This is a genomic window from Ignavibacteriota bacterium, assembly GCA_016212665.1.
In the GTDB taxonomy this organism is placed as follows: Bacteria; Bacteroidota; Ignavibacteria; order UBA10030; family SZUA-254; genus FW602-bin19.
The window spans coordinates 21926-46529 of record JACREZ010000004.1 but is presented as its reverse complement, the minus strand read 5'-3'; the positions used below and the strand labels follow the sequence as shown (position 1 = coordinate 46529).

The window sequence follows — 24604 nt, the reverse complement described above, 5'->3', positions numbered from 1 at the left end:
TTCTGTATTTTGCTGATGAAGATACAGGGCGTGGTATGCCTTGCTTTTTTTGATGGAAAGAATAATGAAATACTTCAAGCCGATACCACGAAGCAACAAACTGAAGGAGATGTTCTGTTTGCCCTCGGTGAAGGATTGTACAAAGCAAACAAGTATGATAGCTCCATTGCCGTTTTGAAGAATGCTTTGAAGCAATTCGAGAAAGAGAAAAATCCTGAGAGGCAGATGATGAGTTTGATTGTGCTGGGGAGAAATTATACGGCGAAGGAAATTTATCAGGACGCGATTGAGTATCTCAATAAAGCAGTGAAGTTGGGAAAGAAACATTTGGGAGAAATTCATTTCAATATGGCGCAGGCATACAACTCGCTTGGCATTGTGTATAGAAGAATGGGCGAGTACGACCAGTCAATCAGCATCTACAACAAATCGCTCAACGTGAGGTTGAAATTGTTTGGGGATATTCATTCTGAGGTTGGAAAAGTATATGGAAATCTCGGCATAGTCTATTGGAACAAAGGCGATTACGAGAAAGCGTTCGAATATATGAACAAGGGATATTCTATCGAACAGAAAACTCTTCCTCCCGACGATGCACAAATCGGAAACACCCTCAATAATATCGGGTTAGTATTGTGGAACATGGGCGACCACGCAAAAGCATTGGAGTATTTTTTCAAGGATGTCGAAATTGAACTCAAGAAAAAAGGAGAAGAGAGTCCTGACCTTGCAAATCCATACAGCAATATTGCTGTCATCTATCATGAAACGGGAGAGTATGAAAAAGCAATCGAGTTCCAAACTAAATCACTACGGATACGGCTGAAGGTGTTTGGTGAAAAGCATCCAACGGTTTCTATAAACTATCTGAACCTCGGAAAAGTGTATCAATCCATGCACAATCTCGAACGTGCGCTGGAGTATCAACGGAAATCCATGGCAATTCGATTGGCTGTGTACGATAGTCTGCATCCGCTTCTCTCGAAAGGATACACAACTATCGGTGAAGTTTTTTCTGATTTGCAACAATACGATTCAGCGATATTTTGTTTCAACAAAGCGTTGGCAATTAATCAGGCAAAGTTAGATGCGCACCACCCGGAAACCGGAGAAATTTATATCGGACTTGGAAACGCATCATTGAGATTGAAGAAATTCGATGAGGCCATAGAGTATTTCCAATCTGCCATTGCCACGGTTGTACCTTCCTTCAAACCAACATCGTTTCCTGAGAATCCCGCATTGGAGAACATTCGTTCCGAGGTCGTGCTTCTTTCTGCGCTTGAGGCAAAAGCAAAAGCGTTCGAGGTACGTGCGGCGGCTTATCAACCATTCCCCGGCGACCTTTCGGCATCGTTTCAAACGTATTCGCTTGCTTCCGATTTGATTGACAGAATGAACAGGCGCTACTCAGCAGAATATTCCAAACTCAATCTCACACAAAAATATTCACGCGTAGATGAAGGGGCGGTGAGAACTGCAATGCAATTGTTTGAAGAAACGAAGAATGCATCGTACCGGGAGAAGGCGTTGAGGTTTGCCGAGAAAAGCAAAGCGAGGTTGTTACTGGAAGCAATGAACGATTCCAAAGCGAAACAGTTTGCCGGGCTCCCGGACAGTGTTCTGCGGAAGGAATATCAGTTCAAAGTGGATTTGAGTTCGTTGGAAAAAAATCTCAACGAAGAAGGTGTAAAAGGGAAGAAGGCAGACCAAAAGAAAATTACCCAATGGCGGTCACGATTGTTTTCTCTGAAGCGAATGTACGAATCGCATATCAATCATTTGGAAAAAAAGTACCCGGAGTATTATTCCTTGAAATACCAGGCACGAACGGCAACCGTACAAGAACTTCAGCAGAAATTGTTGGGAACGAATGATGTGTTGATTGAATATGTCGCGGGAGAGAGCGCGCTTGCAATTTTTGTCGTGACCAAACATTCCTTAACAGCAGTCTCTGTTCCCGTGGATGCGATGTTGGAAACTTCTATCAGGCAATTTCGGGAAGGAATAACCAACCGGCAATTTATCCAGTACACAAAAAACGCGTTCACCTTGTATAATTATCTCCTCCGACCTGTGCAAGCATCCATCACCGGCAAAAATCTCATCATCGTGCCGGACGGAATGTTGCATCTCATCCCGTTCGAGGCGTTGCTGACGGCAGAGGTGAACCGTTCCGATAATTCGTATGCCGACTTGCCGTATCTTCTCAGAGACCATTCAGTCAGTTACGCGCCATCGGCAACGTTGTTGTTGGAATTGAAAAACAAAAAGCAACCGCCAACTCCAAAGCAGTATCTTGCCGTAGCGCCGAACTATGAATCGGAAAATGAAGAAACGGTGAACCGGTTTGTTTCGGGGAAGCAGAGAACGTTTCCCGCTCTCCCGTTTGCAGAGCGGGAAGTGAAGGAAACATTTGCTCTGTTTGATACGCGCCCGTTCCTTGAAAAACTCTGGAGTTCGGAAAAGACGGCAAAAGCAGTGGCGTTCATTGGCAGTGATGCAACGGAAAAGAATTTCAAATCTGCCGATATCTGGAATTACCGGTATGTTCATTTCGCTTCGCATGTTGTGGTCAACACGGAACAGCCGGAACTTTCCGCCATTGTATTTACGGAGGAGAAGAACGCGAACGAAGACGGATTTTTATACACGGGAGAAATTTACAATCTCACATTTCGAGCAGATGTGATTGCGCTGAGCGGATGTGAAACAGGATTGGGAAAAATTATGAACGGAGAAGGGATGTTGGGATTGACCCGCGCCTTTCTCTACGCAGGCGCGTCGAATCTGCTTGTCTCCTTATGGCAGGTGAATGATGAATCAACTTCCGGGTTGATGGTGGAATGTTTCAGAGGGATGATTCAGAAGCAGAGCAACAGCGCTGCGCTGCGCGCCGCAAAACTCCGGATGATTTCTTCAGAACAAACTTCCGCTCCGATGAACTGGGCTTCGTTTGTGCTGATTGGAAAGTAGCAATATCTGATTTTCGATGTTTGATTTCTGATTGAGGCTGTCCGAATAGTCCTTCGTCATTCGACATTCATTGTTCGACATTTGATATTTGAGTAAATGACGAAAATCGAATGATGAATCCTGAACTCCAAAGTTGCTTGTTGGACAGCCACATGGTTGAGTTTCCATATCAAAACCGCAGACATGAAGTCTGCGGCTACCCTCTTTTGGATTTTTTTGGACAACCCCCATGGGAAATTTCACATTGCTTTCCCACGTGAACAAACTGTTCCTGTACGAGTGCAAACTGTTCCTGTACGAGTGCAACTTGTTTCCGCGCGAGTGCAACCCGTTTCTGCACAAGTGCGACCCATTTCCGCGCGAGTGCAACTGTTCCGGGACGAGTGCAAACTGTTCCGGGACAAGTGCGGACCGTTCCGGGACAAGTGCGGACCGTTCCGGGACAAGTGCGGACCGTTCCGGGACGAGTGCAAACTGTTCCGGAACAAGTGCAAACCGTTCCGGGACATGTGCAAACCGTTCCGGGACATGTGCAAACTGTTCCGGGACAAGTGCAGACCGTTCCGGGACAAGTGCGGACCGGTCCGGGACGAGTGCAAACTGTTCCGGGACAAGTGCCGGGCGTTCCGTTACTTGGGACAACCCTTCCGTTCGCTTCAAAAACGGGCATTATTTGGAGGATGTGCCAGATGGCGCTGTTTTTGAGGTTTTTTGAAATTGCCAAAAATGTGGTGTTTTGAGGGATGCCTTCCTGTGGCAATTAGCCAGAGAAATGTACGATAGTTGCCAGTCTCGGTGGCACAAACAACGGAACGGGATTTTTATCTTCTTCTCATGGTGGCACACCTTTCATTTTCGTTTTCCCGTAGCAATAATTGCCGTATTGTTTACCCTTCCGACGGCAATAACGATATTCCCTTTCATTGCAACACGATAATACACACCGTTCATATAAGTAATTTGCCGATAGCTCTTCCAGGTAAAACCGTTGAAGTGAAAAATATCTCCGTAGTGGCATACCACGACAAAATCGTTCAATCCATTTCCACGGATTGCTTCCCTGTAATAATTAAAGTTTGTTGTCCCAACTACTTCCCTCCATTGCTCTGTTGAATACGGTGAGTTTTTTGCAAATAACCCATCTCCGGCTATAAAATATTTTTTCCCCGGAACAAACCAAATTCCGCTCTGAGAAAAACGTAATCCTTCGCCAGAAAGGAGAGTTGAAGTTTCTCCTTCTATTTTTAACAGAAGCGGATTACTGGTTGTAATTGCAAGTATTTCCGTTTCCTTCGTTCTTGGGTTTTCCGCTCCCCAAATATCTTCTACGTTGTACCCCGTACCGCTTTCAAGTTTTTTCCATACCCCGTTCAAATACCTGATAAGTGTTCCTCTCCTACCAATACAATAAAAATCATTTTCTGACACTCCCCAGATTTTCAATATTGTCCCCGACCCTGTTCCTGCAGGCATACAGGGATAATTTGTATTTGTAGTATCCCCCAATAATACCATCGTGCTACTACCATCAGAAAAGATAATCCTCCCCGATGGAAATTGAAAAACTGAATAGAGTGGTGAAGCCCTATGGGTAACCAACGAACAATCAAATCCATACCTGGGTAAATACATCCTTTTCACTTCCCATGTTTTTCCATTCCATACCACAAGATTATGTTGTACAAAATTATTACTTGTATCTAATATTTCTATATCCCCGACAGCATACGCCAGCGTATCATTCACAATGCACACATCGTGCAGTATACTCGCATTCCCGTCTCCAAGTGTATCAAATGTCCATGTGAAATCATGGCTTGTAGTATCGATCGTTGTCAGGTTCAATGGTAAACTGGAGTCAATAAGTGTTGTGTTGTCCAACTTGTATGTTTTAAATGTATAGTGTTTGTTTGGTAGGAGTTGTTCGCTTACAACTATTGTTTCACGTGCCGTAACGTTTGCAGTCAGTACAACGGTGGTATCATGTTTCACCATAATATTGCCAAGCGTTGTGCTGTCTATGCTTCCAATTTTCAGCCACGCTTCGGTTACGCCAACATCATCAACAGTTATTGCAATTGTCGGTACGTGGGGCGGGATAATAATTTTCAGTTCTTCTTCTTCGCAAGCAAGACTAAAGAGAGAAATACTCATCAAGCTCAAAGCAAGCAGGAGAAATACGTTTTTTTCGTTACCGTTGTTGCTCATCGTTTTTGTTCAATTCGGAACATAGTTGCAGTAAGAAACGGAAATATTCCGTGAAAGCCAATTAATGGAAGGGTTTAGGGCGTTTTTTATGAAACCTACAGTAAAAATCTTTCAACCCTTAGTGTAAAATCTAATAATCTGCCCATACTATACAATGAGCAATTATAACTGGATGTGTCGGATGAAGCAATCCCGCATTCATTTTTGTTTTCGAGAGTGAGATTGTGAGCGCCTTGCGCCATCCCGTTGGGACTTCGTCGCTTCACTCGCAATGACCATGCGGTAACACGCTCTCAATAGGTTTTCAACAATACAACATTTGTGAAAGGTAACTGTATGCACAAGCGACTACTGTTTCTTCTATCATTATTTACCTTTGTTCTTTCAATAAAAATATTTGCCGGAAATATTTCCGGACAGGTGACGACGGATTCTGTGTGGACTGTCGCAGGAAGCCCTGTCATTGTTACGGCAACCGTTACGGTGAACAACGGTGTTACGTTACGGATTGAACCCGGAGTGGTTGTGAAGTTCGATGCGGGAACTCAACTTATTGTTGCCGGGAAATTGCTTGCTGACGGGAAAGCGGATAGCGTCATCACGTTCACGTCGAATGCAGGAACACCAGCCGCCGGCGATTGGAACAGCATAGAGTTTCAAAACGGATTGAATGTCGGTTCTGTGTTTGATTATTGTTTGGTCGAGTATGGAGGTTCCGGAGCGAACGCGGCGAACATCTTTTACAAAACCGGGGCGTACAGTATTGCCATCACCAATTGCACGGTTCGATATAGTCAGAATCACGGAGTGAATGTTCGTGCATCATCTCCAAGAATTGCGCGCAGTACGTTCAGCGATAATGCCGGCTTTGGAATCTTTACGGATTTAAGTCTTGGTTACACGGTTGATACGTGTCTTGTTATCAGAAATACAACGGGCGGAATCCGCATCGCAGTGAACGCGACTACAGTTGTCAATACTTGTATTGTTGATTCAAACGGGACGGGAATTTATATTGACGCAAGCGCACGCCCGACAATCTGGTACGATACAATTCGAGCGAATACCATAGGGATTGAATTTACGAGCGTCGGTTCATCGCAACCGACGATTAAAGATAACGTCATCATGAACAACACGACGTACGGCTTCAAAAATAGCGGTACGTCAACTGTCAAGGCGGAATATAATTATTGGGGACATGATATGGGACCGTACAATTCTGATTTTAACCCAACCGGTTTGGGAGATGCTGTTACAAATTATGTGGATTTTCATCCGTGGAATATCTGGGTTGGCGCGTATCCGGTTGTTAATGTTACCGCAAACATAACAGTGAACACAACATGGAGCGCCAACACGGTGTATTGGATAAAGAATGATGTCACTGTAACAGCGGGAGATACACTCACGATAGCCCCGGGTACAGTCATTAAATTCGCGGCGGGAGTTTCATTGACTATTTCCGGTACTATCAAAGCCGGCGGGATTGACGGTGGTATGATTGTCTTTACCTCGGAAAAAGATGACAGTTACGGAGGCGATAGTAACGGCGATGGGAGAGTAACCGGACCAACCGCGGGAGACTGGGAAACAGTTTATCTTAGCGGTGGAGGAAATAATTCGAGTATCCTGAACTACTGTATTTTTAAATTCGGGGGAACGCTCTACACCTATGCTGAACTTGTTGTAAGTAATTGTTCTCCTTCAATAACAAATATTTATGTAACGAACAGTTCGAATACAGGAATGAATATGACGAATTCAAGTTCGGCTCTTCCGAATTGTTCGTTTAGCGGGAACGGAGGAGTTGGGGTTTCCATGAACAATGTTAATACGACAATCACGAATTCGGAAATTGTGGGAAACGGAAGTTACGGTCTTCAGGCGCTCGGTACGTCGCATTACAGTGTCAGCAATTCGACTATTTCGCGTAACGGGAATAACGGGATTCATACTGATGGCGGAGGAAGCAGAGCAACATTATTGTTGTTGGATAATTGCACTGTTACTCAAAACACAGGACATGGAGTGTATGCCTGGAACGGAGACAGAATGCAAACATTTTCCAATTCTACGTTTCATGCAAATACAAAAGTCGGATTATGGTGCTACAATCCTGATTCGCTGGTCACGATTGAGAACAATACGGCAAGCAATAATGGTGAGGAAGGATTTGTAACGTCGAAAGGATTTCTCACGAACAATATTATTTCGAATAACCGTTACCCGATTGGTTTGGCAGGGCGATGCGGAACGCGATACAACGGAAATACGATAACAGGAAATGTATATAATAATGCAATCGCATTACGATGTAACCGGGAATATCTCAGCGATACTCTGTTTTATACATTCCCTGCCGGCATGAGTTCGAAAACGTATGTGATGATTGAAAACTCTACCTCCACAACGACGGCAACGGGAACAACATTCGTTGTTGAACCCGGTGTCATAGTAAAATTCGCGAGCGGTTTGTACTGGCGAATTTCAGGTCGGTTTATCGCCGATGGAAATGACCCGATTATCTTTACTTCCTACCGTGATACGATGTATGGCGGAAAGACAAATTTACCGACCGATAACACCCCGCCTGCGTCAGGGAATTGGGGATACATTGAATTGAATGGTACCGGTGCGAATAATACAATCATGGATAAATGTATTCTGAAATACTCTCAATATGGATTGAATGTTGAGGGGGTAACTTTGGCAAATGCAATTTCCAATTCAACATTCAGAAAATCGAGCAATTACGGTGTCTACGTTACAGGCAATTCTGTTGTCTCTTTTGAAAACTGTACGATTGACAGCAGTACGACATACGGCATGTATGTCGGTTATTACAGCGGAGATGATGTAACTATTCGTGGGAGTACGATTCAAGATAACGGAAACCATGGATTATACTGTTCGTATCAAAGCGGCTCTTCGCCAACGTTCCGTGAGATATCAAATTGTATCATCCGCAGGAATAACGGGTGGGGAATTTATGTATCGGACGGACGCCTGCCGCAAACGTATCTGGGAAATTTTATTGACAGTAATGCTACCGGTGGAATTTCAAACAATAATACGGTATATACATGGACGAGCGTCATGTATATCGGTAATACAGTATCCCACCATACCGGTGAAGGGATTGTTAGTTCCTCGGCTCGGTACATTGATAATACCATTCAATACAACCGTTACCCGATTGCTGTGTGGAGGAGAACCGGTAACAGTTATGTGGACAACAATAACATTGACGGTAACATCATTTCAAACAATCAATACAATGCTGTTGCAATTTACAACGGAAGTATTGAAGGAAATTTATCTTTTACTTTTCCTGAAGATATACCATCCAAAACCTATGTCGTGAGATATGATTTCTCCGTTTCAAACGGTGATACCTTGGTGATTGACCCTGGAACAAGAATTAAATTTGAATATTTCGGTGGCTATCAAAATTTCAGTGTCAATGGTATCCTGCTTGCAGAGGGGACGCCAGAGTTGCCAATTACATGGACATCATGGCGCGACAATACTGTGGGAGGAAAAACTTCTCACGCAACGGATTCACTCAATCCTGCGCCGGGTGATTGGAACTATATTGCATACTATAACGGAAATTGCAAAGTCCGTCATAACATCTTCAAGTTTGGCGGACGAGATAATGTTCAGGCTGTTGCGTTTGGCAATAGTTGCAACGGAATACTGTTTACCAATAATATCATCCGTAAATCATACGCGGCTGGTATTGCTGTCAATCAAAATAATACAATCACGTTTGATTCACTGTTGATTGATAGTTGTAACACGTATGGAATCAGGTTGTATGGTTATACAACAACAAATCTCACCCTGAAGAATTCAAATCTTTTGAAAAATGGCTCGTCGGGAGTGTATGCGGAGAGTAATGCTAAAGTAAGCGAAGTCAGTAATTGCGTAATATCATACAATGGCGGCTCAGGAATCCATGTGCTGAACACTACTACCGGGTGTACAATAATTTCAAACACTATCAACAACAATGTGCAGGATGGCGTCAATATCATCAGTCGAAATGACGCGCTCGATTCGCTTCTTGTTATTACGACAAACAAGATTCGGAATAACGGACGCGCAGGAATTTTTTCCTCGCGCGCATATATCCTGAACGATTCAATTATGGGAAATCAATTCCCGTTCGGTATCACCGGTCAATTGAATCTTGCTCTCACGGGAAATACGCATGGAAATGTGTATGAGAATAATTACATATCGGGGAATACACACAATGAAATTATTGCACTTGAAGGAAATATCCTTGGACGCATCGGAGGGTCGTATCCTACAGGATTTACTTCAAACGTGATTGCGGTGCGCGGTGATGTTACGGTCTCCGGCGGTAACACGGTGTATATCGCGCCGGGAACAATTCTGAAATTCACACGACAATTCGGCAACGGATTATTTCAGGTTGATGGTCGTTTGCTTTCCGAAGGAACACAAATCTACAAGAATGTTTTTACTTCGTGGAAAGATGATTCCTACGGCGGCGACTCGAATGCTGACAGTAGCGCTACGGTTCCCGGTCCGGGCGACTGGGACAGGATTTATTTATCAGCCGGTTACAGCGATAGTTCTCACATCCTGAATTCGATTATCCGTTATGGCGGACGAGGGAATGCAGGAAGTATCTATATCGTCAGTAATCGTTGTCCGGTTGATTCGAGTTACATTTCATACAGTAGCAACTTTGGATTGTATTTCAATAATTCTCTCTCTGCTTCGAGTGCGAACGAGATTCACAGCAATGTCGAAGGAATTAGAGTCGTCGGAGCGAACACGCCTGTTTTACGAAACAATAACATCCGTGATAACAGTTCGTACGGATTGCATAATGCTACAACTTCCACTACTGATGCCCGGCAAAATTATTGGGGCGCAGCAAGCGGTCCGTATGTGAATCAGGGCGCAGACCAAAATCTCACTGGAACAGGAAACCGTATTCACATTCCCAACGGTGTCGTGCAGTATCGTCCGTTCCTAACATCGCGATCGGGAATATTGCTTGGTGACCCGAGTTTCAACGGTTCGATTACAGCATACGATGCGGCACTGACGTTACAACATGTCGTTGGCATTATTACTTTCAGTGCAACTCAACAAACAGCCGCCAATGTAAGCGGCGATGCAACCGTGAGCGCGTATGATGCTTCGCTCATTCTTCGGTTTGTTGTTGGAAGCATCACCGGTTTCCCCGGCTCAGGAAAAATTTCTGTTGATGCAGGTTCAGTCATTGCGTGTAACTTCAAGACGGAAAAAATCGGAGATGAGTTTGTTCATCTCTATCTAAATCTCAACAACGCTCTGGGAATTTATGCAACTGATTTCAAACTTTCATACGATGTGAATGAACTTGAATTCACAAGCGTACAGAAAACGGAAGTATCGAAAGAGATGTCCTTGTATCATCATTCAAGCGATGGTTCTGTTGATGTCGCGATGGCGGGAAGCAATCCCTTTGCAGAGAATGGAAGCGTTGTAAAACTTGTATTCAAGATGAAGGATGCAGCGAAGTCAAAGGATGTTATCAGGTTTACTCTCAATAATTTCAAACTCAATGAACTTGATATGACGGAATCGGTGAGAGAAGTTGTTCACAAAGTGAAGGGCTTACCGACGGAGTTTGCTCTTGAACAAAACTATCCCAATCCTTTCAATCCCTTAACAATTGTCAATTATCAATTGCCGATTGACAATGTTGTAACGCTGAAGGTCTATGACATGCTCGGCAGAGAAGTTGCAACACTTGTTGATGGAATGCAGGAAGCCGGTTACTATGCGCAACCATGGAACGGAACTGATGCAAACGGACAACAACTTGCAAGCGGAATTTACTTCTATCGTCTTGAAGCGTTTGCTGATGGGAAGCAAACGTTCAACATGATAAAGAAGATGTCGCTCATTCGGTAAACGAAGTCAATGAAAAATAATTTGAAATGTCTTTGCACATTCATTGTTGTATTTTTTTTGTCGATTGAAATGACGTACTCACAAATTCCAAGAGCGGGGAAAATGTCGGTTTCTGTATCAATGCCGGATACGATTGTGAATTCGCACGACACGATTGAAGTGCCGCTCTTCGCCAGTAGCCTGAGCGGGTTGAACATTTTTTCGTATGAAACAAACATCCGATTCGACACAACAGTATTGCATTTTGTCACTCTTGTAAAAGCAGGAACGTTGAGCAATGATGCAAGCATCATCAGCAATCGGAAAGCTGATACCGTTCTGATTGCCGCAAGCGCAACGTCTGCGTTGAGCGGAAGAGGCGAATTGATTCGGATTCGGTTCGCGATTGATACCAACGTGGTAAGCGGTGGGTACTCACCACTTGAGTTTACTCGTTTTCAATTCAATGAAGGTTCCCCTCCCGCTTTCCTGACGAACGGAAAGGTGACGTTCGCTCAACGAATTACAATTCAAACACAAATCCACAACGGATGGAACTTACTCTCGTTGCCGCTCACGGTTGATGATGGAAAAGTCTCAACATTGTTCGGCGAAGGATTGAACGCGTTTGTTTACACTCCGGCAGGGTATGTTCCGACTGATTCAATCCGGAACGGAGAAGGATTCTGGATAAAGTTATCAGCGGATTCAGGAATCACGTACAAAGGAATCACCGGAACGGTTCGAGTTGCGGATACGATCGCCGTGAATGAAGGATGGAATTTAGTCGGCTCGATTTCGGATGGTGTGGAGCGGGATTCCATCAAACAACTTCCTGATTCAATTCTTGCCTCTGATTTTTTCGGTTTTGATGTGTCTTACTATCAGACTAACTTCATTGTTCCGATGCGAGGATATTGGCTTAAAGCCAACGCGAACGGGAGGTTGAAGTTGTCATCAAATCAAAATGCAATGAGGCGTCAACAGGTTTTTTCACCCAACCATAGTCTTAATGATACGACCAGGTGAGTTATGAAAAACAGATTTCTTACTACTATGAAAATATTGTTGTTCACACTGTTGGTTTGTTCAACAATCCTTCAAGCGCAATCAATACAGTTCAGTCTTTCGAGCATGACCGGCAAACGGGGCGATACGCTTCTCATGCCTCTCACCGTGAACGCGATAAATTCCGGGCATGGAGTGATTTCCGGGCAGATGGTTTTTACATTTAACACGAACGTTCTCAATGTCATTGGTTTGCAAACACCCGGCACCATGTTGGATAGTGTGTTGGATTACGAGTACAACATTGCCAACAAGAGGCTCGGGTTTTCCGATACAGGCGCTATCACCGGAAGCGGAGTGTTTGCGTACTTGCGCGTAATTATCAATGCAACTCCTTCGTCGCTATATGATTCACTGAAGTTTCAGAGCATCATGTTGAATGAAGGTTCACCGACTGCGACTTCAACCAACGGCTACGTCAGAGTTCTCGATATGCACATCTCGCCACAAAGTCCTTCGTCAAATCTTGTCGTTGGCGACTCGTTGCAATTCAGTGTAACGGGGGATAGGCAACTTCCGCTTACGTGGACAAGTTCCAATCCGGCAATAGCGACTATTGATACAAACGGAAAGATGCGAGGAGTGGGAGTTGGTTTAATAAAGATTCATGTTGCGGACGCGCAGGGTTTGAAGGATTCGACCGTGCAATTTGCCATCAACTCCCCTTCGCTCAGAAGTCTGACGATCTATACACGCGATACTTCTTATACACAAACTCTTACATTCAATCTTCCGATATATGTCACCGACGTAACTTCGCTCGGCATCGTATCAGCACGGTTTTCAATTAATTACAGCAGTACGCATTTGCAGGCGGTTGATGTCCTCACAGCCGGAACGATGACAACGAACTGGTCTGCTCCATCGTTCAATGTGTTCAGCGGTAAAGTGGATGTTGCGCTCGCCGGCGCGCAACCAATTAACGGAAGCGGGATTCTTGCGTACGTTCGGATGCGTGTGGGAAGCGCGGCAAGCGGAACGACGACGTTGACGTTCTCCAATGTTTTGTTCAATGAAGAAATCTTTGCAAATACGAGCGCTGAACAATTCACTCCCATTCCCGCGCCGACGCTTGTCATTCAACCGAACACGGCAACGCTTGCAGGCGGCGATAATCTTTTGTTCAGAGTGACGAGCGGGGGAACGCCGCCGTATGCATGGACGACAAGCAATCCAACCGTTGCGACGATTCATCCGGCAAATGGATGGTTAACTGCATTGTCCCGCGGAACAACTACCGTTACCGTGGTTGATTCATTCGGATTCATAAGAACGACGGGAACCATCACCGTGAATGATATTCGTGCGAAGTTACCCGACACTTCGATTGTTGCGCTCGGTGATTCGGTTGATATCCCAATTTTCTTTTCCGGCGCTAACAATTTCGGAGTAATTTCCTTCGAGACGAGAGTGACGTACAATTCATCCGTTGTTCGATTGTTGAATGTCGAAAACGAGGGGACGTTGTGTGAATCGTTCAGCGTTTCCTTCAAAGATACGCTCGACACTGTTCGAATTGCAGCGGCAGGAACTCTGCCGTTTTCCAACGACGGTATTTTGCTTCGGTTGAAATTCAAAACTGCACCGGCTGCAATCACCGGGCAGAACTCGCTCATCAGGTTTACACAGTTCTCGTTGAATGAACCGGGAAGCGGGACACCTACCGTGAGAATGTATGACGGTCGTGTCTTCGTCGGTGTGCCTGACCCGTCTCAATATCTTGAGTTCACACCGTTGCCGTTATTGTTTGGAAATGTTCACGTTGGTTCGGATTCGACTGCGACTGTTTCGGCAAAGAGCGTGGCAATCGAAGCGATGAGTATTAACTCCGTCACTTCGAGTCATCCCGATTTTTCCGTCGTTCCGACGCTGGGATGGTTGGAACCGAATGACAGCACAACATTTACCGTAACGTTCACACCATCTTCTCGTGGAGTGAAGAATGGTTTCATCATTTTTGAGCATAACGCTGAAGGTTCACCTGATTCATTACCGGTCAGCGGAGAGGGCATCGCTCCTGAGTTTTCTGTTATTCCATCGTCGCTTGATTTCAATAATGTTCAACTTGGAAATAGCAAAACAGACAGCGTCATAGTAACAAATACCGGAACTGCAGAACTTGTCGTTTCGCTTGTTGAATCTAATCACAGTGATTACTCCATCACTCCAACTTCAGCCACACTCCAACCCTCAGAAAGCCAGGAGTTTGCCATTACATTTTCTCCAGGTTCGACGGGAATAATTTCCGGGCAAATCAGTTTTACACATAATGCAGGTGGTTCACCACATTCAGTGGACGTAACCGGAAGAGGAGTAGCAACAGCATTTGTTGTCGCTCCCGCAAGTTTATCGTTTGGTGATGTTCTTCTCGGAGAAAGTAAACTCGATAGTGTTACAGTTCATAACATCGGCTCATCCGAGTTGTTCATTTCTCAAGCGCGAGCGAACAACAATAATTATCTTGTCAGTCCATCATCGGCGACGGTTCCCCCGTACGAAAGTTTGAAATTTTATGTAACATTTCTGCCGAGTTCGATGGGAGTGAAGAATGGATTTGTTGTTTTCGACCATAACGCGAACGGAACGCCTGATTCTGTTTCTGTAGGTGGAAGATGTATCGCGCCATTATTTTCAGTCGCACCAACCTCACTTAATTTTGAAGATGTTGTTGTCTATTCAAGCAAGACCGACAGCGTGGTTGTTACTAATGTTGGAACAGCCGACCTTGAAATTTCTTTAGCAGAATCAAACAACTCCGATTACTCCATTTTTCCAACTACTGCATTACTCCTCCCGTCTGCAAGCAGAACATTCACCATAACATGTACTCCGAGTTCGATTGGAGCGATTACCGGAGTAGTGGAGTTTACACACAATGCTGTTTCTTCAACTGATTCGGTGACATTGCAAGGAACCGGAATTTATCTGACAGTCAATGTCCCGATTTCTTCCCGATGGAATATTCTCTCCTTGCCGGTCGTTCCTGTTGAAGATTCCGTGCATGAAATTTTCCCGAACGCAGTTCATCCTTACGCTTATTCGTTCGACGGGACAAATTACAATCAGGATGCGAGGTTGGAATTTGGTAAAGGATATTGGGCGAAGTTTCCCAATGCAGAAGTTGCTTCGTTACAAGGTTATCCAAAATATGAAGACACTATTCAGGTTCACGAAGGATGGAATCTTGTCGGTTCTGTTTCTCAATCAATCAATGTCAGTTCGATTACTTCCAATCCACCGGGAATGGTTACTTCACTATTCTATGGATTCAATGGCAGATACTTCGCGACGAATAATATCGAACCGGGGAAGGGGTATTGGGTGAAAGCAAATCAGTCCGGTGAGCTTCTACTATCGTCATTAGTTTCACCCACCAAAGGCGGGCAAGTTGGTAATTTGTCATTGGGGAAAATCAAGATTATTGCATCGGATGAACTTCCACCTCCGCCGCCTGAAGGCGACGGCAATGAATATGAAACCTTAAACCTTAAACCTGAAACCTTCGCACTTGAACAAAATTATCCGAATCCATTTAATCCATCAACGGTTATCCGTTATCAGTTACCGGTTGATTCGTGGGTGACGTTGAAAGTGTATAATGTAATCGGGGAGGAAGTTGCCACGCTTAGTGACGGGTTACAGGTTAGCGGTTACAGGTTTGTTGAGTGGGATGCATCGTTATTGCCGAGCGGTGTGTATGTGTACAGATTGACTGCCGGAAATTTTTCTGATGTAAAACGTCTCATCTTGTTAAGATAAGACTATAGGGTAGTTCCAAAAACTTCAATTACAAATGTTTAACCGCTAAGCACACAAAGAATACGCAAAGTGGCGCAAAGAAAATAGAGTTTTTGGAACTACCCTATAGGTTGTGTTAGAAATGGAGTTGGGGGAATTTCTCCTCCAACTTTCTTTGACAGTACTCAAGCGTGTTCAAGGAACTTCGACAGACTCAGTTGTGTCATCCGGTTCATCGGTTCGTACTTCGGTGAGGAAACGATTGATAACAAATCCGGCAGTCATGAGCATAACACTGTTCACTGCGAATACTGTGGTGATGCCAAATTGTGAAGCGATGTAACCGCCTGTAAGCGGACCGAGCATGTTTCCAAGCACTGCCATGCTGGAGGCGATTCCCATCAAGCCGCTTTTCCGGTCGGCGGGAGCGTGATGGTTGGAGAGAGAAAAAAGCGTGTGAAGAATTCCGCCGCGCACGAAACCGAGACCTGCACGAAGAATCATCAACACGACGAGACCGGGGACTACAATATGCGCGGCATAAAACGCGCCCGTTCCGGCAAGCGCAACGGAAAGATTTTTCTTGAATCCGATTCGGTCATTTCGTTTTCCCCACCATGGCGCTGCGATGAACATGAACAATCCTGAAATCGCCACGACAATTCCTGTTAATGTTGAAACATATTCCGTTTGCTGGAAGAAGTGTTCGACAAACAACGCGAAGATTGATTCAATCATCAATGCAGAAGCCTGACCGATGACAATGGTAATGGCAATCAGCCGGAGTTGATTGTTTGTGAAGACGAATTTGTAATTATCGAAGACGGAAGAGCGCGTTTTCAACGTTTCGGGTTGTTCAACTTCCTGTACAAACTTCATAATGAACAGACCGCCGATGAAACATAAACCTGCGACAATGAAGAAGATGTATCGGTATTCAATAAAATCAGCAAGAATACCGCCGACGAAGGGACCGAAGACGGCTCCGCCTGCTGTGGCGGATTGAAGAAATCCGAGAGAATAGCCAATCTTTTCTTTTGGCGTGGAGCTGGAGACGAGCGCAATTGCTGCGGGGATGAATCCGCTAATCGCTCCTTGAACCATGCGGAAGAAAAATAATTGATAGACATCCTGAGAGAAGCCGACGAAAATTTGAGCAACGCCGAGACCGAAGATTGCCCGAACGACCATCATTTTTTTTCCGTGCCGGTCGCCGAGGGAACCCCAAATCGGTGTGGCGATAAATGAGGACATGAATGTGCCGGAGAATGCAAGTCCGCTCCACATTGCTAATTCTTGCTGGTCGGTAACGCCGAGATGACGGATGTAAAACGGGAGGAAAGGAATGACGAGATTCATTCCAATCATGGTGAGGAACTGCGCCGCCCACAATGTGTAGAGGTTCTTTTTCCAGATTTCCATCGGCGAGCCCAAGATACGAAAATTCCCGCTTTTGCTTATCAAGTGAATTGAAGTATATTCTCATCCTTATTTTTTACCAGAGCATGTTTGTTTATTTCGTTCTCATCTTTCAACAATTTTTAGCAAGCGGTACTCACATCGTTGCCAAGATTGTCGTGCGCGATATTGAACCACTGACGCTCACGTTGTTTCGTTCGGTGTTGGCGGCGTCGGGTTTGCTTATCTATGTGTGGATACAAGGAAGTCGGCTGAAGTTTGAACAACAGGATAAAAAGAAGATCATGTGGCTTAGTTTTCTTGCTATTCCTCTTAATCAATTTCTGTTTCTTGCAGGGATGAACTATTCTACTCCGGCAAATGCGGCTCTACTGTATGGTACAACTCCTGCCGTTGTCCTTGTCTTGTCTCATTATTTGGGGAAAGAGAAAATAACGTTTCGAAAGGGGATAGGCGTTTTTGTTGCTTTGACCGGAATCGTCATCATAGTGTTTGAACGGGGAATTGATTTCCGTTCAGAGTACACGTTTGGAAATATTCTTTTTGTCCTTGCGGTGTTGGCATGGGGATTATATACTGTGCAGGGTCGGACGATGACGTTGAAATATGGTGCGTTCTCAACAAGCACCGCAACGATGATACTCGGCGGTGTGTTCTTTCTCCCGGTAGGAATGATTGGAGCGGTACAGTTTGATTACTCAAGTCTGACCGTTGCACACGTTGGCGGGCTTCTCTATTTGGCTATAGCAACTTCGATATTTTCCTATTATCTCTGGTACTATGCGCTCGAACGAATCGAGGCGAGCAAGGCGGCAATTTTTACCAACATGCAACCCGTACTCACGACGTTGCTGGCAGTGACGTTGTTGGGACAGGAATTAACACCGGCATTTTTTGTCGGTGGGTTTCTTGCACTTGTAGGAGTTGTGTTGACGCAGTTTGGGTAGGCTTGGATAGTCGGGAAGATTTGGCTATATTTGCATCGCCTTGCAAGCAAAATACTTGCAAGGTTTTCTTTTGGAGAGCTGGCAGAACGGCTATTGCACCGGTCTTGAAAACCGGCGCCCTCACGGGCTTTGGGGTTCGAATCCCTAGCTCTCCGCAAGTTTAAGGTAACACTCGGGGCAATATTCATTTCATATCTTTTGTAAAACGGTTTTTGTTCGCAGTCAGAAAAACCGTAAATTCTTCCCGTTTTTTATCATCATAATCATTGTAATTTTTTCTTGAAGGAATCCTCATTGGGTAAGCACTCCAAAAATATTGTCCCCTCGTTGGCGCAACGGTTGCATGTACTTGCACATAATCTCTGGTGGGTATGGCATCCGGCGGCGCAAACACTTTTCAAAGAACTCTCGCCTCTGACATGGAAAATCTCGAATCATAATCCGGTCTATTTACTCTCTCAAATCTCCGGGCAGGAGTTGTACGCGCGTTTGGGTGATGAGGAATTTCAGCCGAAAGTACTTGACGTGTTGGATACATTCGATGCTTATATGAAGAAGAAGCCGCAATTGTTCGGCGAGCCAAACTCGAAGCGGAATGTCGGGTTGGTTGCTTATTTTTGCGCGGAATTTGGCTTGCATGAATGTCTGCCGTTGTATTCGGGCGGACTTGGTGTGCTTGCAGGCGACCATACAAAATCGGCAAGCGATTTGGGTTTACCGTTTGTCGGTGTGGGATTGTTTTACCGTCAAGGGTATTTCAAACAGCATGTGGATGATGCAGGGAAGCAACATGAGGAGTATCCTTCTGTTGACCCACAGGTTGTGCCGGTTGAGCCGGCGATTGATGCCGATGGGAATCAGGTGAAAATATTGGTCGAGATTGGGGACCAGAATGTGTACGCTCAGGGCTGGCAAGTAAATGTCGGACGATGTAAAATATATTTGCTCGATACTGATGTCGAGGAGAATGACAGGGAGATTCGGGGATTGACGGCGATGGCATACGGCGGAGATACGGCGACACGGATTCGTCAGGAAATGGTGTTGGGAATCGGCGGCGTGCGCTTGCTTCGTGCAATGAAGATTGAGCCGAAAGTATATCACATGAACGAAGGACACGCGGCATTTCTTACGTTGGAGATGATGCGGGAACAAATTCAATCAGGACAATCGAGAGAGAAAGCGGAAGCGCGTGTGCGTGAGAAATGTATTTTTACAACGCATACTCCGGTGCCGGCAGGACATGACCGATTCTCGCGCGATGTGTTTGAGATTTCGATGCGTTCCATGGCTCACTCATTGAACATGAACATGGAAGAACTCTGGAGTTATGGACAAAATCCTGAACCGGAAGGTCATCACTCGTTCACGATGACGGTGCTTGCGCTGAAACTTTCTCGCGCCGCGAACGGAGTCAGCAAAAAGCATGGAGAAGTGAGCAGGATAATGTGGAAGAATTTATACCCGGGATTGGAGTTGGATGATGTGCCGATTGGTCACGTGACGAACGGCGTTCACTTGCCGAGTTGGTCGGTGGATATTTCGTGGAAGTTCTGGCAGAGACACGATTCGCATCAGTGGCAGGAGCGATTGATGGATGGAGAGTTCTGGAACAATTTGTCTGACCCGAAAGTTGTGAGCGATGAAGATTTGTGGTCGTTGCGATACCAGTTGCGGCGACAGTTGGTGGAGTTTATGAGAAACAAAGCGCGCAATCAACGGATTCACGGCGGCGTGTTTGGTGAAGAAGCGTTTCAAAAATTGTTGAATCCCGATGCGTTGACGATTGGATTTGCCCGGCGGTTTGCATCGTACAAACGTGCGGCGTTGTTGTTTTCTGATGTGGAGCGCGCAGAGAAAATATTTAATACAGCAGGACGACCGGTGCAAATAATTTTTGCAGGCAAAGCGCATCCGAAGGATGAAAACGGAAAAGCATATTTGAATCAGGTCGTGCAGGTGACGAATCTTCCGCAGTTCTGGGGGAAAGTGATATTCATTGAAAATTATGATATGAACATTGCGCGTCATCTTGTTTCCGGTTGCGATGTCTGGTTGAATAACCCTCGCCGTCCGATGGAAGCAAGCGGAACAAGCGGAGAAAAAATTGCCATCAACGGCGGACTTCACGCAAGCGTGCTTGACGGTTGGTGGTCTGAAGCCTACAACGGAGAAAACGGTTGGGCAATCGGTGGGACGGAAGAAGGATTGCGCCCTGAAGATGAAGACCGACTCGATGCAGAAGCGATGTATCATGTCTTGTTGAATGAAATCATTCCGTTGTTTTATGACAGGGATGAGAAAGCCATTCCCCGCGGATGGATTTCGAAAATCCGTAACTCCATCAAAACTATTATTCCGATGTATAACACGCATCGGATGGTGATGGAGTATGCGGAGAAGTATTACTTTCCGAAATAAATTTACTGAGAAAGCCTTGCGAAGGTTTTTCCAATAGGTGATTACTGCATTTGTACACAACTTGGAATTTGACGGGAGAACCTTCGCAAGGTTACCATCTCTTAATATTTGAAGAATCAATCTGGAATTCGTACTATTACAGCCAATGAATTCCAGAGTGAAAATAATACTTATCTCTGCGCTTGTTGTTTTATCCTTTCAAACAGGAACGGCACAGGTTTATCCATTCCGCCAGTACACGATTAAAGACGGTCTGATTGATAATTCCGTATTAACACTCTGTCAGGATTCAAAAGGATTTTTGTGGATTGGGACATCGGAAGGTATCAGTATTTTCGATGGCGTTTCATTTACCAATTATGCCTTCGGCGATGGCTTACCTGCTGTACTTGTTCGTGTTATTTTTGAAAGCAAATCAACCGCGGGAGTAATGTGGATTGGAACGGGGAGCGGAATCTGCGAGTACGAACAAGGAACATTCACTCCCTACAGACTTGGCAAAACAGGAGATGAAAACCGAGTGTACAGTATGATTGAAGACCGTTTAGGAATTCTTTGGTGTGGTACCGATAATGGCGTGTACACATTTCAGGCAGGCAAGGCAACCGAATTCAAGAAAAAGGAAATTTACGGTTGGGTGTACCGGGTTGCGGAAGATAAAGAAGGAAATATCTGGATGGGAGGAGAAAATGGATTATGGTGTTACAACAGAACGGAAGATTCACTTCACACCATTGAAAAAATAACAGCATATCCGAAACGAGTCACAGCAATCTATCCTGATAGCAAAGGAACGATTTGGGTTGCGCGGGGAGACAGCCAGTTACAGAAATTTCATGGAGAGAAAAAACTCAAGGAGATGAAGCATGGATTCGGTCTTATCAGAAATATCCGTGAAGATGGTCGGGGGAAAATGTATTGTGCTTCAACGAACGGTCTTCTTTCATTTCGCCCCGATGATCCAGCAGTAGTATTCGAACGTATTTCAACAGAGAATGGTTTACATGATTTCGACATCACACGAATCCTGTTTGATAGAGAAGATAATTTATGGATAGCGGGAAATGGAAAAGGACTTGCAAAATTAGAGCAAAGGAATCTCTCATCATTAGCGCTCGATGAAATGCACATCAAGTTTGAAGCCGCGAATATTCTTGTGGATACTGCCGGGCATTACTGGATTTCGTCGCTCTCAGGAGTTTGGGAAGTTTGGTTTACTTCATCAAATAAATCTGAAAAGTATTTTCATTCCTTAGGAAAGATATTGCCACGCGAGGCAATTATTCCGCGGGGAATTGATGAGGAGGATAATCTTTGGTGTTCATCAACAACCGGGGAAATACTTTCTTACACCATTCAAAGGAACAGAGGAAATCATTCGACTCTACTTCAAAAGAAAAAGTTTTCGACGTTATTACATTCAACGCAATTGACGCATTGGGCGCGGGGTCTTATTCTCGATTCAAAGGGTAGATTGTGGTTTGGCGTAATAGATTCCGGTGTGTATTGTGTCTCAGTTACGAACTCACCGAGGATTCTTAGAAAGTTTACAAAAGAAGATGGATTACAAACCATCTGGTCAAGATGTATCTTCGAGGACCGGGATGGCAATCTTTGGTTGGCGAATACTTCAAACGGAGTATCGGTTCTTCATTGGGATGAGAATGAAACAACCGTTAAAAATTATACAGCGGCAGATGGTTTACCGGATGAAGAAATAAAGGGAATAACTCAGGATACGCAAGGCAGAATGTGGTTTGCATATCGGTATTCAGGAGTAGCAGTGTTGGAACAGGGGAGTGTAACTCGAATTACAAAGCAAGAAGGATTGTTGACCAATGCTGTCTGGTCGGTAGTAACAGATGAGCAAGGAAAAATATTGATATGTATGCAATCGGGAGTGCAAACTATTGAGACCCAAAACTTTAAGGCAAGTCATCCCATCACTATCCTTGATGGAAATAGAGTTTATACTGCCGTAACAGGTTCGAATGGACTCTATGTTATGATGACGCCATACGGCATTTCATGGTTTGATGTGGGACAAACGACGGACAATGTTCCTCCTCCGTTCATTCATCTCAGTCGTTTTCAAGTCAATAATATTGATATGGATTTTACGCAGGACCAGGAACTACCGTATGACCGGAATAATGTACGGTTCGATTTTACCGGAATAAGTTTCAAAAGCGAAAACAGAATAAAATATCAATATCAACTTCTGCCGGAAGATAACCATTGGCTTGTACCAACATCTGAACGTTCTGTCACGTATCGTTCACTGAAACCGGGAACATACACATTTCAAGTGAAAGCAATTTCTGCAGATGGTGTAGAGAGCAATCGGGCAGGGATTGTGTCGTTCACCATCCTTCAACCGTTTTGGATGACATGGTGGTTTCTCAGTTTGTCCGTTATTATTCTTGTTGGAACAGTGTATGCAATCGTACGCTACCGGATTCAACGAGCAGTAGAAATTGAGCGACTTCGTACGCGGCTTGCGGCTGACCTTCATGATGAGATTGCAACCAACCTGAGCAGTATCGCGATGTACAGCAAAATTGTTCAGGATGATAGTTACAACGACCCGGAGAGAAAACAATTGTTAGAACGCGTTTCAATTCTTTCAAATCAATCTGTGGATGCAATTCGCGAAATCATTTGGGCGATAGACCCGCGCACTGAAACTCTGCACGATTTGCTGATTCGTGTTCAGGATTTTTTAAACGGGGCTTGTCATGCAAAAGCAATACAGCCGCATATCGTCATTCCATCGAAAGAGAACTTACCATCGTTTAACTTACGCCCGGAACAACGAAAAAATCTCTGGCTTTTACTCAAAGAAGCAATCAATAACTCTATGAAACATTCCGAATGTACGAACATTCAGTTTCGATGCTCGTATGTCAATAGAACGCTTTCCATCGAAATCGAAGACAACGGAAAAGGGTTTGACCAGTCAGAAAAATCCACAGGAAAAGGGTTGGAAACGATGAAAATGAGGTGCAGAACGCTGGATTGTTCGTTCGAGATTCTCTCCAAGCCAAATCATGGAACCAAGATTCTTCTTGCCGTAAAGTTGTAAAATAGCATATTCTGCCTATTGACTCGGTAATTCGATTTCACGATATTGTAGTCGTTTTATTCGTTAGTAGTACTGAAATCAAATCATGTCAATAAAAGTAGCCATCGTTGAAGACAATCCTGATTACAGGATTGGAACAGCGTTGGTTGTAAAACATTCTTCGTTATGTTCATTAGTCGGCTCGTACGAACGTGCTGAAGATTTGTTGTATGAGTTTGATTCCGTGAAGCCGGAAGTTGTTCTCATGGATATTGGTCTTCCAGGATTAAACGGTGTGGAGGCTTCGCGTCAACTGAAGAATAAATATCCCGACGTTCAAATTATTATTCTCTCTGTTTTTGAAGATGATGAAAATGTTTTTCAGGCAATCTGTGCGGGTGCGTGTGGTTATCTTAATAAACCTGTCATGCCCGAACGCTTAGTAGTTGCTGTGCAGGATGCGCATGAAGGAGGAACGCCGATGTCGCCGAGGATTGCACGGAAAGTGTTGGAGATGTTTAAACACTTCGCACCGGCTCAAAAAAACAATTACGATTTAACAGAGCGGGAGAAAGAAGTTTTGAAACAGTTAGTCAATGGTGATGACTACAAAATGATTGCAGAAAAACTTTTCCTGAGTCTTCATACCGTTCGCGCGCATATTCGAAGTATCTACGAGAAACTTCATGTTCATTCAAAATCGCAGGCGGTATCGAAGGCGTTGAAGGAACAGGTATTGAGTTGATTCACTTGGAATTATATCGTTTTTTAAATTAATTATCATAAGTTCTTTTTCTAATCTTCATTAAGTTCTCACTAAATCAAAACCATAGGGTGA

The 24604-nt window shown here is 44.5% G+C and carries 11 protein-coding genes and 1 tRNA gene; 10 read left to right on the top strand and 2 right to left on the bottom strand.

The window, feature by feature from the left end:
- The first annotated feature begins 15 nt into the window (after positions 1–15).
- Together HY960_01265 and HY960_01260 are read left to right on the top strand one after the other, a co-directional pair.
- Entirely contained in the window at positions 16–2976 is a 2961-nt protein-coding gene (locus tag HY960_01265) for a CHAT domain-containing protein (protein MBI5214360.1), read from the top strand.
- A 383-nt stretch (positions 2977–3359) separates the two neighbouring features.
- Positions 3360–3716: a hypothetical protein gene (locus tag HY960_01260; protein ID MBI5214359.1), complete on the top strand. Its 357-nt coding sequence runs from the start codon at positions 3360–3362 to the stop codon at positions 3714–3716.
- A gap of 109 nt (positions 3717–3825) precedes the next feature.
- Here the strand turns inward: HY960_01260 and HY960_01255 are convergent, their stop codons facing one another.
- On the bottom strand, positions 3826–5184 hold the full coding sequence (locus HY960_01255) for a hypothetical protein (protein ID MBI5214358.1): 1359 nt from the start codon (positions 5182–5184) through the stop codon (positions 3826–3828).
- Positions 5185–5520: 336 nt separating this feature from the next.
- Here HY960_01255 and HY960_01250 point away from each other — a divergent pair, with 336 nt between their 5' ends.
- The 3 genes from HY960_01250 (at position 5521) to HY960_01240 (ending at position 15936) form a co-directional block, all read left to right on the top strand.
- A complete protein-coding gene (locus tag HY960_01250; GenBank protein MBI5214357.1) occupies positions 5521–11130 on the top strand; it encodes a right-handed parallel beta-helix repeat-containing protein in 5610 nt (1869 codons plus the stop codon).
- 69 nt (positions 11131–11199) lie between these two features.
- Positions 11200–12138 carry a hypothetical protein gene (locus tag HY960_01245; GenBank protein ID MBI5214356.1) on the top strand — a complete coding sequence of 313 codons (939 nt, stop codon included), beginning with the start codon at positions 11200–11202 and terminating at the stop codon, positions 12136–12138.
- A gap of 3 nt (positions 12139–12141) precedes the next feature.
- Positions 12142–15936 carry a choice-of-anchor D domain-containing protein gene (locus HY960_01240; protein MBI5214355.1) on the top strand — a complete coding sequence of 1265 codons (3795 nt, stop codon included), beginning with the start codon at positions 12142–12144 and terminating at the stop codon, positions 15934–15936.
- Positions 15937–16110: 174 nt separating this feature from the next.
- Here the strand turns inward: HY960_01240 and HY960_01235 are convergent, their stop codons facing one another.
- Positions 16111–17337 (bottom strand): MFS transporter, encoded by a 1227-nt coding sequence (locus tag HY960_01235; GenBank protein ID MBI5214354.1) that lies wholly within the window; start codon positions 17335–17337, stop codon positions 16111–16113.
- 83 nt (positions 17338–17420) lie between these two features.
- On the opposite strand from HY960_01235, the gene HY960_01230 reads away from it, so the two are divergent.
- The 5 genes from HY960_01230 (at position 17421) to HY960_01210 (ending at position 24511) form a co-directional block, all read left to right on the top strand.
- Entirely contained in the window at positions 17421–18281 is an 861-nt protein-coding gene (locus tag HY960_01230) for an EamA family transporter (protein MBI5214353.1), read from the top strand.
- 72 nt (positions 18282–18353) lie between these two features.
- A tRNA-Ser gene (locus tag HY960_01225) sits at positions 18354–18436 on the top strand.
- A gap of 172 nt (positions 18437–18608) precedes the next feature.
- Positions 18609–20702 carry an alpha-glucan family phosphorylase gene (gene glgP, locus HY960_01220; GenBank protein ID MBI5214352.1) on the top strand — a complete coding sequence of 698 codons (2094 nt, stop codon included), beginning with the start codon at positions 18609–18611 and terminating at the stop codon, positions 20700–20702.
- Positions 20703–20859: 157 nt separating this feature from the next.
- Positions 20860–23787, top strand: coding sequence for a hypothetical protein (locus HY960_01215; protein MBI5214351.1), 2928 nt, complete (start codon positions 20860–20862; stop codon positions 23785–23787).
- Between the two features lie 85 nt (positions 23788–23872).
- Positions 23873–24511, top strand: a complete 639-nt coding sequence (locus HY960_01210) for a response regulator transcription factor (GenBank protein ID MBI5214350.1) — start codon at positions 23873–23875, stop codon at positions 24509–24511.
- The last annotated feature ends 93 nt before the right edge of the window (positions 24512–24604 follow it).

What these genes read in the sequence shown, in the direction of transcription:
- HY960_01265 (MBI5214360.1), top strand. Translation starts at nt 16, where the DNA reads ATGAAGATACAGGGCGTGGTATGCCTTGCTTTTTTTGATGGAAAGAAT.
- HY960_01255 (MBI5214358.1), bottom strand. Translation starts at nt 5,184, where the DNA reads ATGAGCAACAACGGTAACGAAAAAAACGTATTTCTCCTGCTTGCTTTG.
- HY960_01250 (MBI5214357.1), top strand. Translation starts at nt 5,521, where the DNA reads ATGCACAAGCGACTACTGTTTCTTCTATCATTATTTACCTTTGTTCTT.
- HY960_01245 (MBI5214356.1), top strand. Translation starts at nt 11,200, where the DNA reads ATGACGTACTCACAAATTCCAAGAGCGGGGAAAATGTCGGTTTCTGTA.
- HY960_01240 (MBI5214355.1), top strand. Translation starts at nt 12,142, where the DNA reads ATGAAAAACAGATTTCTTACTACTATGAAAATATTGTTGTTCACACTG.
- HY960_01235 (MBI5214354.1), bottom strand. Translation starts at nt 17,337, where the DNA reads ATGGAAATCTGGAAAAAGAACCTCTACACATTGTGGGCGGCGCAGTTC.
- HY960_01230 (MBI5214353.1), top strand. Translation starts at nt 17,421, where the DNA reads ATGTTTGTTTATTTCGTTCTCATCTTTCAACAATTTTTAGCAAGCGGT.
- HY960_01210 (MBI5214350.1), top strand. Translation starts at nt 23,873, where the DNA reads ATGTCAATAAAAGTAGCCATCGTTGAAGACAATCCTGATTACAGGATT.